The 12521-nt window shown below is 74.6% G+C and carries 12 protein-coding genes; 3 read left to right on the forward strand and 9 right to left on the reverse strand.

Annotated features, from left to right (window positions below; translation table 11 throughout):
* Positions 1-61: 61 nt before the first annotated feature.
* The 3 genes from ACZ6ZT_RS05340 to ACZ6ZT_RS05350 form a co-directional block, all read right to left on the reverse strand.
* Entirely contained in the window at positions 62-784 is a 723-nt protein-coding gene (locus ACZ6ZT_RS05340; protein ID WP_469715715.1) for an anti-sigma factor, read from the reverse strand.
* Positions 781-1383: a sigma-70 family RNA polymerase sigma factor gene (locus ACZ6ZT_RS05345; protein WP_469715717.1), complete on the reverse strand. Its 603-nt coding sequence runs from the start codon at positions 1381-1383 to the stop codon at positions 781-783. Before ACZ6ZT_RS05345 ends, ACZ6ZT_RS05340 begins: the two co-directional genes overlap by 4 nt.
* Positions 1384-1467: 84 nt before the next feature.
* On the reverse strand, positions 1468-2451 hold the full coding sequence (locus ACZ6ZT_RS05350) for a DUF1996 domain-containing protein (protein ID WP_469715719.1): 984 nt from the start codon (positions 2449-2451) through the stop codon (positions 1468-1470).
* 297 nt (positions 2452-2748) lie between these two features.
* On the opposite strand from ACZ6ZT_RS05350, the gene ACZ6ZT_RS05355 reads away from it, so the two are divergent.
* From ACZ6ZT_RS05355 to ACZ6ZT_RS05365, 3 genes are all read left to right on the forward strand, one after another.
* Positions 2749-3498 carry a DUF1838 family protein gene (locus ACZ6ZT_RS05355; protein ID WP_469715721.1) on the forward strand — a complete coding sequence of 250 codons (750 nt, stop codon included), beginning with the start codon at positions 2749-2751 and terminating at the stop codon, positions 3496-3498.
* Positions 3499-3855: 357 nt separating this feature from the next.
* Entirely contained in the window at positions 3856-5667 is a 1812-nt protein-coding gene (locus tag ACZ6ZT_RS05360) for a S8 family peptidase (protein WP_469715723.1), read from the forward strand.
* A 239-nt stretch (positions 5668-5906) separates the two neighbouring features.
* Positions 5907-8732 (forward strand): helix-turn-helix transcriptional regulator, encoded by a 2826-nt coding sequence (locus ACZ6ZT_RS05365; protein WP_469715725.1) that lies wholly within the window; start codon positions 5907-5909, stop codon positions 8730-8732.
* A 43-nt stretch (positions 8733-8775) separates the two neighbouring features.
* Here the strand turns inward: ACZ6ZT_RS05365 and ACZ6ZT_RS05370 are convergent, their stop codons facing one another.
* The 6 genes from ACZ6ZT_RS05370 to ACZ6ZT_RS05395 all read right to left on the reverse strand — a co-directional run bounded on the left by ACZ6ZT_RS05370 (position 8776) and on the right by ACZ6ZT_RS05395 (position 12103).
* Positions 8776-9681 carry a glycoside hydrolase family 19 protein gene (locus ACZ6ZT_RS05370; RefSeq protein WP_469715842.1) on the reverse strand — a complete coding sequence of 302 codons (906 nt, stop codon included), beginning with the start codon at positions 9679-9681 and terminating at the stop codon, positions 8776-8778.
* A gap of 222 nt (positions 9682-9903) precedes the next feature.
* Positions 9904-10314, reverse strand: a complete 411-nt coding sequence (locus ACZ6ZT_RS05375; protein ID WP_469715727.1) for a rodlin — start codon at positions 10312-10314, stop codon at positions 9904-9906.
* A 129-nt stretch (positions 10315-10443) separates the two neighbouring features.
* Positions 10444-10668: a DUF5302 domain-containing protein gene (locus tag ACZ6ZT_RS05380; RefSeq protein WP_469715729.1), complete on the reverse strand. Its 225-nt coding sequence runs from the start codon at positions 10666-10668 to the stop codon at positions 10444-10446.
* An 82-nt stretch (positions 10669-10750) separates the two neighbouring features.
* Positions 10751-11026 (reverse strand): hypothetical protein, encoded by a 276-nt coding sequence (locus ACZ6ZT_RS05385; protein ID WP_469715731.1) that lies wholly within the window; start codon positions 11024-11026, stop codon positions 10751-10753.
* On the reverse strand, positions 11023-11751 hold the full coding sequence (locus ACZ6ZT_RS05390) for an HNH endonuclease family protein (RefSeq protein ID WP_469715733.1): 729 nt from the start codon (positions 11749-11751) through the stop codon (positions 11023-11025). The genes ACZ6ZT_RS05385 and ACZ6ZT_RS05390 overlap by 4 nt, the downstream gene beginning before the upstream one ends.
* A gap of 85 nt (positions 11752-11836) precedes the next feature.
* Positions 11837-12103, reverse strand: coding sequence for a hypothetical protein (locus ACZ6ZT_RS05395; RefSeq protein ID WP_469715735.1), 267 nt, complete (start codon positions 12101-12103; stop codon positions 11837-11839).
* Positions 12104-12521: the final 418 nt, after the last annotated feature.

Genomic DNA, 12521 nt, shown 5'->3' on the forward strand with positions numbered 1-12521 from the left:
AATTGGGTGGCAAGCAGGAGCCCGGGAGCTGGACATGCTCCCGGGCTCCGTCACGTTCCCGCTAGACCGGCACCGAGACGAACGTCCGCCCCGACTCGTTCTCCACCAGGACCTCCTTGACGTTCGCCGGATCCACCGCCGCCGAACCGTCCAGGGACGCCCCCCTGCCCTCGCCGTGCTCGGCCGTGCCCACGACCCAGCCGCCCGCCGTGGACCGCGTACCGTCCTTCGCGACCACCACCAGCCGGCAGCGCTCGCCCGCCGGGATCCCGGTCACCGCCGCGTGTACCCGCACCCACTTCGCCGCGGGCGTCACCTGTACGTTCATCCGCGCGCCCGAGCCCCGGTCCGTCGCGGAAGCCACCCTGGTCCCCGGTACGGGAGCGGGCGCCGCCGAAACGCCCGGGATCACCGGCCCGGGCAGCGCCCCGGCCTGGTCCTGCTCCGCGCCCATCCGGGTCCCGGCCCAGAACACGGCCGCCAGCGAAGCCGCCACCGCCAGCCCGGCCAGCCCCACCCGGCGCCGCGCCGACGCCGTCCGCTCCCCGCGCACCTGCCGCAGGGTCCGCTGGAGCAGCAGGTCACCGCCCTGCGGGGGCCCGTCGAGGAACGCCTCCCGCGGCACCTCGCCCAGCACGCTCTCCATCTCGCGCAACGCGGCCACCTCCTCCCGGCACCGCACGCAGTCGCCGATGTGCTCCTCGACGCGCCGTACGTCCTCCTCGTCCAGGACGCCGAGCACGTACGGTCCGAGCAGTTCCTCCTCGTGCCGCTGCCGGTTCATGCCACCACCTCCCGCAGTCCGCCGGGCTGCTGGGGCGGCCGGCCTGGTCGTCTCTTCCCGGCGCCTTCCGCGGCGCCGTCCGCGAACACCTCGCGCAAGGCCTTCAGCGCGTAGTGCGAGCGCGATTTCACCGTCCCGGCGGGAATGCCGAGCCGGTCGGCGGCCTCGGCGACACTGCGCTGGCGGTAGTACAACTCCGTCAGCACGTCCCGGTGTTCCGGCGACAGCCGGTCCAGGGCCCCGAGCACCGTCATCGTGTCCACCACGGAGTCCGCGTGGTCCCCCTCGACCTGCGGAGCCGCCGCCGAACCGGAGACCTCCGGCGGCCGGGCGGCCTTCGCGCGGTAACGGTCCGTGATGATGTTGCGGGCCACCGTGAGCAGCCAGCCGCGCACCGAACCCTTCCCGTTGACCAGGACCTCGGAGTGCCGCCACGCCCGGATCAGCGTCTCCTGGACGACGTCCTCGGCGGCGGCCCGGTCCCCGGTCAGCCGGGTGGCGTACGCGAGCAGGGCGTTGCCGTGCTCCTCGTAGACCGTCTTGATCAGCGCCTCGTCGGTCGCGCCCCGCCGACCGCGGGGCCACAGTGGTCCGGCCATCTCACCTTCTCCGTCCGCCCGGTGTCACCTGGTGCGGTCGGAACACGCCGGGGGCAGCCGCCCGGTTCATGTGACCCGCGTCACTCACGTCCGGCACGTGCGTCCCTCGTTGAGACAGGCGACGATCGCGTCCATCTGGCCGTCCGTCATCACGTCCACGAACATCGCGTGGTCCGTCCTCGGGCTGTGCCGCTGCTCGGGGAAGGAGTCCAGGGCGATCGGCACCCCCGGCGCCACCGCGTACGACAGGGACAGCCGCAGCTCGGGCACCGGGAAGGTGCCCTGGGGGCAGACGCCCTGGGGCGAGGGGAACCGCAGGTGCGCCCGGTGGTCGGGGGCGTTGGTGTCCAGCCCGTTCCAGCAGCTGGGGAAGACGAGCGTACGGGTGACCAGCGAGCCGGCCGGGCAGCGCGGGTAGTCCGGGGTGGAGCGGCCGGGGACGCCCGAACAGCCCCAGCGGGCCCGGACGCCGGCGGCGGCCCCCGCGGTGTACGCGGTCGCGTCACCGGTCATCGCGCGCAGGAAGCGGGGCATCGGCACCACCTTGCTCACCGGGCTGCCCCGGAACTCCACGCCCACCGAGGCCTCCGGCAGGATCTCGCCCGTGTTGCCGTGCCCGGCGGAGCCCTCGTGGGCGCCGTCGCGGGGGCGGTCCACGCGGCGCAGCACGGGCCAGTAGTAGGCGGAACGGTCGCCCCCCGTACAGCTGGTGGCGGCCGCGGCCAGGGAGGCGTCGGTCGACAGGGCGTCGGTGGAGAGGTTCCCCACGTAGGAGTGGGTGTGGTGGGCGCCGGCCCGCAGGCCGGGGGAGACCACCAGGTTGTCCTCGTTCCAGTGGCCCTCCCCGTTGCGCCCGCAGTTCACGCTCACCGAGCCGGCGGAGGCCTCCGGGCCCGCGGGGACCGGGGCCGGGGGGTCGGGCGCGGCCCGGCGTATGTCGACGAAGGAGCCCGCCACGGCGGCGTGACGGTGCCCCGCCGCCCGGGAGGCGCCCAGCACGGCGGCCGCCAGCCCGGTGCCCAGCACCAGGCAGACGAGCAGCGCCAGCAGTCGGTGTTCGTTGCCCATGGCGGTCACGGTTGCCGCTGCCCGCCACAGCCGTCAACCGGGGATCCGGACGACGGCCCGGCGACGGGGTGGCGGGTATCGTGCGACCTGCCTTTCCGGGGGGCCGAAGTCCCCCCCGGCGCGGGGTGGTTTGTCCGTACCTGCGGGGTTCGCGGCCGTGTCCGCAGCGCGCCGGGCGCGAGCGCTCTCACCCGCCCCCTCCCACACCGTGTGACCAGGCGAACAGGCCCCGCGGGGCGCGACCCTGGCCCGATCGGTCCTTGCCGGGCCCCACGGGCCCCGCGCAGAGTTCTCCGTATGACACCGGAAGAGCTGCTGCACGACTTCGCCCGCACCCGCGCCTCCCTCGACGGGGAAGAGGTCACCTTCTGGTGGTCCGGCGACGTGTGGTCCTCGGCACCCGACGAGCCCTACCGCCGCCTCTTCGGCTTCGAGGGCCTCAACGTCGCCCGGATCGAGGCGGAGCCGGCGCCGCGGGACGGCGGGAGCGGCGGCTACCGGATGCTCTCGCGGGAAGCCGCCTTCTACCTCGACCCCGGCACCCGGGAGATCCTCGACACCTGGGAGGACAAGCCGGTGGTGCACGTCTGGAACGACCCGGCCAACCAGAAGTGGCGCCCCTTCCCCGTCCCGCGCACCGACCTCGGCGACCAGGTCTGCTTCAGCCTGGAGATCCCGCTCGCCTACCCCTCCCCGCTGCCCGTCGCGGACTACCCGCTGAACTCCGCCGACGACACCTACCGGGCCCTTGAGGTGTTCCAGTTCTTCGTCCCCGCCGCCGCCCTCGCGAGCGACGCCCCCAGCGTGCCCGCCACCATGTCGTGGACGCGCCGCTCGCCGTGGCTGCCCTGGATGGAGCGCGGCCGGCGGCCCGGCGGCCTCACCTTCCACTGCCGGGGCGTGAAGCTCGGCTCGTACGCCGAGGTGCCCGAGCGCACGCGCGCGTACATCGCGGAGCACCACCCCGAGTTCGCCCACGCCCCGGAGAAGTGGAGCGAGCCGAACGAGACCAGCTGGACCTACTTCCGCAAGCTCAACCCCAGGTAGGGGGCCCACCCGGGCGGAGGTGCCGGGCAGCGCGGCGCCCCGCAGGGTCCGGACAAGGGTTTTCCCCGTATCGGGTTCACCCCCGCGTTGCCTACTGTCTGCCCACCGGCGATCTTCCGAGCCCCGAACGGCCCCCGCGCCAACCCCACATGGCGTGAAGCCGTACCCGGACCCGCGGATCCCCGGTACCGCCGTTGCCCACGCCCCGCCGTCGTGGCCGGGCAACGAGGCGCGCGGCGGCGGCCGGAGCGGGCCTGACCAGCCCGCCCCCCGGTCCCGCGCCCGCCGGTACACCTCCCACACCGCACCGACCGGCCGCTCCGGCCTGCCCGGAACCGGCCCCCGAAGGGGAACCTCGTGCACGCAGCAAGACGTCGGCTCATATCCGTGGCGGCCATCTCCGTCACCCTCCTCGCGGGCTCCGCCACCGGCGCCGTGGCCCTGACCGCCGGGAACGACCCGGCCGCCGCCCTCCCGGCCGCCGCCGCCCCGGCCTCGCCCGCGGCGGCGCCGGTGGAGAACCTCATCGTCGGATACAAGTCCTCCGCCACCGAGGCCAGTTCCAACACCGCCGCCGCCGACGACGCGGCTGCCAAGGGCAAGAAGGCCGGGAAGAAGGCGAAGTTCGACCGCCGCCTCGGCACCGGAGCCGCCCTCGTCAGCCTCGGCGGAGCCGTCGCCCCCTCGGACGCGGCCGGAGTCATGGCCCAGTTCCGCGCCGACCCGGACGTCGCCTACGTCGAGCCCGACTCCCGCGCCTACGCGATGAGCACCCCCGACGACACCGAGTACGCCAAGCAGTGGGACCTCTTCGAGCCCACCGCGGGCATGAACGTCCCCGCCGCCTGGGACAAGACCACCGGCTCCGGCGTCACCGTCGCCGTGATCGACACCGGGTACGTCACCCACTCCGACGTCGCCCCGAACATCGTCGCCGGCTACGACTTCATCTCCAGCAGCTCCGCCGCCCGCGACGGCAACGGCCGCGACGCCAACCCCGCCGACCAGGGCGACTGGAGCGCGGCCGAGGAGTGCGGCGTCGGTTCCAAGGCCAGTGACTCGTCCTGGCACGGCACCCACGTCGCCGGCACCATCGCCGCCGCCGCGAACAACGCCAAGGGCATCGCGGGCATCGCGTACAACGCCAAGATCCAGCCCGTCCGCGTGCTCGGCAAGTGCGGCGGCGCCACCTCGGACATCGTCGACGCCATCACCTGGGCGTCCGGCGGCTCCGTCCCCGGCGTCCCGGCCAACGCCACCCCCGCCAAGGTCATCAACATGAGCCTCGGCGGCTCCGGCTCCTGCACCACCAGCTACCAGAACGCCATCAACGCGGCCGTCGGCCGCGGCACCACCGTCGTGGTCGCCGCCGGCAACAGCAACGCGGACGCCGCCGGCTTCACCCCGGCCAGCTGCAACAACGTGATCAACGTCGCCGCCACCAACCGCACCGGCGACCGCTCCTTCTACTCCAACTTCGGCTCGATCATCGACGTCGCCGCCCCGGGCGGTGAGACCCGCCGCGCCACCGACACGCCCGGCACCGTCACCACCCCCGAGAACGGCATCCTCTCCAGCCTGAACGCGGGCACCACCACCCCCGGCGCCGAGATCTACAAGCCCTACCAGGGCACCAGCATGGCCGCCCCGCACATCGCGGGCCTCGCCGCGCTCCTCGTCGCCGCGAAGCCCTCGCTCACCCCGGCGCAGGTCGAGTCCGCCATCAAGGCGAACGCCCGCCCGCTCGTCGGCACCTGCACCGGCGGCTGCGGCGCCGGTCTCGCCGACGCGGCCAAGACCGTGGCCGCCGTCACCTCGACGCCGGCCACCCCGACGTTCGAGAACGCCACGGACTACGCGATCGCCGACAACGCCACCGTGGAGAGCCCGATCACCGTCTCCGGTGTGACCGGCAACGCCCCGGCCGCCCTGGCGGTCGGCGTGAACATCGCCCACACCTACATCGGCGACCTCAAGGTCGACCTCGTCGCCCCCGACGGCACCGTCTACACCCTGCACAACCGGGCCGGCGGCAGCACCGACAACATCAACCAGACGTACACCGTCAACGCCTCCTCCGAGGTCGCGAACGGCACCTGGAAGCTGCGCGTGAACGACAACGCGGGCGGCGACACCGGCAAGATCGACTCCTGGAGCCTCGGCTTCTGACCGGTCCGGGTCCCTCGGCGGAGCCCCCCAACTCCCGTCTGACGGGCCGATAGTACGGACCAGCACCAGCGTGCGGACCTGCCGGTACCTTCCGTACCGGCAGGTCCGCCGTGCTTTCGTGGCCAGGGACTGAATTCTGCGTCACAATCCGGGACGGTCCGGCGGCCGACCTCGTATTGTCGCGTCTCACAGGAAGGGCACAGAACTGGGGCGCGAAAGGCTGGTGGCTGTGCGTGGCGGTGACGGGGCACGCTGACACCGGGGTCGGCCACACCAACGTGGGACACACCGGGGTCGGACACACCGAGGTCCGGCACACCGACGTCGGACACACCAACGTCGGGCACCGTGAACTCATCGAGGCGGTCCACCGTGCGCTGACCGCGCACGGCCGGGCCATCCTCACCGGACCGGCCGGAGCGGGCAAGACCGAGGTGGCGCGCGCCGTCGCGGACGCCGCCCGGGCCCGGGGCGAGACCGTCCTCCGGCTCGCCCCGGAAGCCGCCGACCAGTGGATACCCGAGGCCTCGGCCGCCGCCCTGCTCGCGTCCGTCCCCCGCACCGCCCTCGACCGGCTCGCCGGACCCCAGCGCACCGCCATCGCCCTGCTCCGCCGCGAAGCCGACGCCCCCGGCGCCGGCCGCGACCACGTCGCCCTGCGGCTGGCCGTCGTCGAGGTGCTGCGCACCCTGTCCGCCCCGGGCCCCGTCCTCCTCGTCCTGGACAACGCCCAGTGGCTCGACGCCGAGAGCACCGACCTGCTCCGGTTCGTCCTGCGCCTGACGCCGCCGCGCGTACGGGTCCTCGTCGCCGAATGCGTCCAGGACGGCGCCCCCGTCGCCGAACCCCTCTGCGGCCCCGGCACCCCGGCCGTCCGCGTCCCCCCGCTCGGCGCCGACGAGGTCGCCGAACTCCTGCTCCGCCACGGCCTGCCCGCCCGCCTCGCCGGCCGCATCCACCAGGCCAGCGGTGGCAACCCCCGCCTCGCCCTCGCGCTCGGCCACTCCCTCGCCGAGGCCGGCGGCGGCCCCGGCGGCGCCCACCACGCCGACACCCTGCCCGTCTGCGGCCAGGCCCGCGAAGTCGCCCGCCGCCTCCTCGCCGCGGCTCCCGACCGCGCCCGCCGCACCCTCCTGCTCGCCGCCCTCGCAGCCCGCCCCACCACCGCCCTGCTGCGCCGGGCCGGCCGCCCCGACGCCGAAGCGGAACTCGCGGAAGCGGAACGGGCCGCGCTGGTCACCGTAGGAGAGGACGGCGCCGTAGCGTTCACCGCCGGAGCCCTGCCGACGGCCCTGGCCGCCGACGCCGGCTGGCCCGAACGCGCCGCGGCGCACGCCGCGCTCGCCACCGCCGTGGACGACCCCGTCCAGGCCGTCCGCCACCGCGCGCTCGCCGTGGACACCCCCGACGCGCGGCTCGCCGCCGAGATCACCGACGCGGCCGCCGCCTGCCGCCGCCGGGGCCAGCGCGCCCTCGCCGCCGAACTCGGACTGCTCGCCGCCGAACGCACCCCCGCCTTCCTGTACCGCGAGGAACTGGAACGGCTCGTCGCCGCCGCCGAGGACGCCGGCTGGGCCGGCCGCGCCGACCTCGCCCGCCGCGCCACCCGGGCCGTCCTCGCCCGCGACGCCTCCCCCGCCCAGCGGGTACGCGCCCGGCTCGCCGTGATCGACGCCGCCGGACAGGCCCTCGCCGACCTCGACGAGACCATCGCCCACGCCCTCGCCGACGCCGCCGGGGACCCCTCCCTGCGGGCCGCCGTCCAGCTGCGCATCGCCTGGAAGCACAACATCGGCGACGGCGACCCCCTGCGCTCCCGCGACGCCGCCGCCGAGGCCGGAGCCCTCGCCAAGGCCGGCGGGGACCAGGTCGCCGAAGCCATGGCCCTGACGGTCCGGGCCCGTATGGGCCGCATCCTCGGCGACCCCGACGCGGAGGACATCCTCGCCGAAGCCCTCGCCCTGCCCGCCCCCGAAGTCCCCCTCGGCATGCGCAACGCCCCCCAGTACCTCGCCGTCCGCCACGCCCTCTTCGACGACCGGCTCACCGACGCCCGCCGCCAGCTCCTCGTCCTGCTGCCCGCCGTCCAGCGCACCGGCTCCGCCGAGGACGTCTTCGAAGTGCTGCGCAGCCTCACCGAGGTGGAACTGCGGCGCGGCCACTGCGCGCTCGGCGCCGCGCACGCCCGCCGCGCCCTGGAGCTCACCATCGAGGCCGGCCTCTCGCCCGGCCCCGCCTGGTACGTCGCCGCCACCGCCGAAGCCGCGGGCGGCGGATTCGCCCGCGCCGCCGGGTACGCCCGCCGTGGTGTCCAGGCCTCCGAGGAGGAACAGGACCAGGTCTTCCTCTCCCGGGCCCTGTACGCGCTCGGCAGCGTCGAACTGGCCACCGGCGAGGCCGGCAAGGCGGTCGCCACCCTCAGCCGGGTCGCCGCGCTGGAGGAGGCCCAGCAGGTGGTCGACCCGTCGGTGCTGCGCTGGCACGGGGAACTCGCCGAGGCCCTGATCGCCGCCGACGACCCGCTCCGGGCCGCCGAACTCCTCGACCGGGTCACCCCCGTGGCCCGTTCGCTGGGCCGGACCGGCGTCGTCGCCGCCCTGGACCGGGCCCGGGCCCTGTGCCGCTCCGCCCAGGGCGAACCCGAGCCGGCCGTGGCCCTGCTGGCGCGCACCGCCCAGCGCTTCGAAGCCCTCGGGCTGCCCCTGGAACAGGGCCGTACGCTGCTGGCGCTGGCCCGGGTGGAACGCCGGCGCCGCCGCCGGGCCCCCGCCCGGGCCGCCCTGGCGGCGGCGGCCGAGGTCTTCGGGCGGGCCGGGGCGAAACCCTGGCTGGAGCTCGCCCGGGAGACCCCGGGAGAGAGCGCTCCCGCCCGCCCGGGGGCGGCGGCCCTGACCGAGGCGGAGGCCCGGCTCGCGCTGCTCGTCGGCGCCGGAGCCAGCAACCAGGAGGCCGCGGCGAAGCTCTTCCTCAGTGTGAAGACGGTGGAGGCGCGCCTCACCCGGATCTACCAGAAGCTCGACGTCCGCTCGCGGGCCCAGCTGGCCACCGCGCTGCGCGGCGGCTGAGCGCCGGCGGCGCCCGCCGGGGCGGGCCCGGGAGGGCCGCCGTTCAGCAGCCGAGGTTGTTGCCCGGGGTGACGCCCAGCAGCTGGGTGAAGCTCTGGTAGGCGTTGATCCGGCTCTGTACCTGGGCCGGGTTGCCGCCGTTGCACTCCAGTGACCCGTTGATGGAGCGGATCGTCTCGCCGAAGCCCGCCCCGTTGACCATGGCGGCGTGCGGGGTCATCGTGCCGGGGCCGTTCTGGGTGTTCCAGTACCAGAGGGCCGTCTTCATGGCGACGGCCGGGTCCTGCTCGACCAGGTACGGGTTGGCGAGCAGGTTGATGCCGAGGGCGTCGCCCGCCGCCTTGTAGTTGAAGTTCCAGCTGAGCTGGATGGGGCCGCGGCCGTAGTAGGCGGCCTGGCCGGCCGGACAACCGTAAGGCTGGCTCGCGTCACAGTAGTGTGGGTAGTTCGCGGTGTTCTGCTCGACGATGTACACCAGCCCGCCCGTCTCGTGGGAGACGTTCGCGAGGAAGGCCGCCGCCTCGCGCCGCTTGACGGTGTCGTCGCCGGTGGTGGCGAAGGCGGGGTACGCGGACAGCGCCGCGACCAGGCCGTTGTAGGTGTAGAAGGGGTTCCGGTTCGGGAACATCTGGTTGAACTGGGCCTCGCTGACCACGAATCCGGACGGGTTCGGCCCCGGGCCCGGGTCGGTGCCCCCGCCGCCGCAGGCACCCTGGTCGGACCAGACGCCCCACTGGCCGGTGGTGCCGGGCGTCTCGCCCTGGGTCCACCACTTCGCCTGCCAGTTGTGGCCGCCGTACGAGGCGCTCGCGCCGCCCGTGTAGACGCCGGTGGAGGTCCAGGCCCCGGCGCAGGCGGGGGCCGCGGCGGCGGGGGAGGTGGGCAGGGCGACCGCGAGACCGAGGGTCACGGCGGCGGCCGCGGCGAAGGAGAGGGCGCGGCGGCGCAGGCTTCGTATCACGTAACTGCTCCTTGGGTGGGGGGAATTGCCGCGCGGGGTGGGGGGCGCGACGACTACCGCCACTGAAGCGAAGCTGGTCTGGACCTGTCAAGGTCTAGACCAGATGTTTTCCAGACCGGATGATTTACACGGGGCACCGCACTCCGCAAACGCCGGAACGGCGTGACGACCGGGGTCGTCACGCCGTTCCGGATACCGCCGAGGCCGGGATCAGCTGTTGGCGGACAGGTTGCCCGAGAGGACCGGGATGTTGTCCACGAGGTGGGACAGCGACTCGTCGCCCTTGGCCTGGGTCGAGTTCTCGGCGCACTGCTGGTTCTGCGGGTTGGCCAGGACGTTGATGTCCTGGACGCCGACGTTGACCAGGGCGAGGACCGACTGGACGTTGACCTTCGCGGGCAGGCCGACACAGAGCTTGTTCAGGGAGCCCTGGATGGCGCTGAGCTGGGGGCTCTGGTCGCCCGTGGTCTCCTGGTTGCCGTAGATCTGCGCGGCGCCGTTGCCGTTGACGGTGTTGACGCCGTTGTCGTTGCCGATCGCCATCGCCGGGGAGGCCACGAGGGCGCCCGTGCCCAGGACGGTGGCGGTGACCGCGGCGGTGGCCATGAACTTCTTGAGCATCGTGAAGATCCTTCTGTCGCATGAGCTGTCCCCGGCGGGACGTCCTGATCAACTGTTCTGGCAGTCAGGGGTTATCGCCGATCACCCATGCGGCCCAACGATGCCGCCCGCCCGGCCCCCGCCGACGGGTCAGCCGGTCTTGCGGCGGACCTTCTTGTTCTTACCGCCCGCCCCACTGCTGGAACCCTGGACCTTGGCCCGGCTCTGGTGGGCCTGCTGCGACTGGGCGCTCGCGGCGTTGCGGGCCAGCGCCTCGCGGAACTTGCGCTTCGCCGCGTCGGCCGGGGTCTCGTCCTCGGGAACGTCCGTCGGCGCCGCGTCGGCGTCCTTCGGGGTCTCTGCTGCATCAGCCATGTGTGCCTCCTGGAGTGATCACGTACGCCCCAGTCTGTCAGCCGGGCCCTCCCCAGGCCATCGGGTTCGGCCCGGACCGGCCTCAGGCGGGCGGCGCGGGGGCCTCGGCGCCGCCGCCGGCCCGGATGGCGGCCAGCGCGGCCCGGTGGAGCGCCCGCGGATCGCCGTGCGCCACCGGGCTGCCGGTGAGGGTGTACCACTCGTCCGCGTCCGTGTACTGCACCTCGAAGCCGACCTTGCCGTCGGGCCCCGCGGTCGTCCGCAGGGTGAGGGGGCCGGTGATGACGCCGACCTCGTCGGTCATGGCCCCGCCCGGACCGGCCAGCACCTCGTCCTGCCACTGCCGGTGCCCGGTCATGAGGCGCAGGTGTCGAGCATCGTGGTGAGCTCGGACCGCTCGGCCTCGGTCACCGTCAGCCCGTACGCGGACTTGACGGTGGTCCAGGCGCGTCCGTACTGGCACCAGCTGGTCTTGTCCGGCGGCTGCCACAGGTCCGGGCTCTGGTCGCCCTTGGAGCGGTTCGAGGCCGCCGAGACCGCCAGCAGCTGGGGCCGCGCCAGATCGTTGGCGAAGGACTTGCGCCGGGCCGCGTCCCATCCGGCGGCGCCGGAACGCCAGGCCTCGGCGAGCGGCACCATGTGGTCGATGTCCAGCTTCGCCGCCTCGGTGACCGTCACCCCGTCATAGAGGCTCCTCCACCGGCCGGTCAGGGCGCGGCACTCGGCGTCCCGCGTGACGTCGGCGCCGTCCCGCTTGAGGACCACCTCGCGGGTGTCGCACTTGTCGCCCTGCTCGATCCAGTGCGTGAACTTGTCACGGCTGTACCCGGCCATCGTGCCCGGCTTGCCCGCCTTCAGCCCCGCCAGCTGCGTCCGGGCCACCGCGACCGTGACCATCCCGGGCAGTACGTCTCCCGGCGCCGGCTGCCCGGCCGCTCCGGAGGGCGCGGCGGGCGCGCTCGCGCCGGCGGTCTTCCCGGTCTTGCCGTCCGCCCCCGGGAGCTTCCCGCCCCCGCATCCGGCCGCACCGAGCAGCAGCGCCACGGCCAGCGCCGCACCGCGTAGACCTGTCTGACGACCCATGACCCCACCCCGCGCAGACTCCACCGACCTGGGAAGCGTACCCATAACCGGACATCCAACCCCCGCGCCGGGCTGTACGGAGTGTCTAGGCGCGCGACCGGACAGCCGACGGGCGCGCCGGGGCGCTCACCTGCCGCCGGGCCGCCACGTGCAGGGCGTGCCGGCACACGGCGGCCGCCGCCGCGAGGGCCACGGCCAGCACCGCGGGCCGGCCCGCCCCGGCGGTGAGGACGGCCCCGGCGACGAGGACCACCGCGAGGGCGGCGAACTGCCCCGGGCCGCCGGGCCGGACGTGGGGCGGACGGCCCCGGCGTCGCCCGGCCCGTACGCGGTGACGACCCTCCCGTGGCATCGAGCCCCCTCATTCCAGGGGCCGACCGTGGTGCGGGGCCCTTCGGGGAAGAGTCTGGGCAGGGCGGGAGCGAGAGGGACAGGATTCGCGACGGAAGCCCGGCCGACAGGCGGAATCCGGCCACGAGCGCGGCCCGCCGGTACGGCCCGTGCCGCTCCCGCGAACGCCCCCGCACGCCATGCCCCCACCGCCGAGTTGACCGAAACCTCCCGGCGCGCGCCCATCCGCGCCCCACGCCGGAGCCGCCCCCCTCAGCGGAGCCGGGCGCGCTGCGCCGCCTTCAACCCGGTCTCGAAGCGGCCCGAGCCGTCGAGGCCTTCCCCTGCCCCCCTCGTGCGTCCCCCCTGCCCTCCGTTCTCACGGGTGCTGTCGTCACCGCGGGCGCCAACAGCGGTGTGGGCGCCGTCACGCCGGTTCG

It is taken from the genome of Streptomyces sp. NPDC102258, assembly GCF_055584685.1.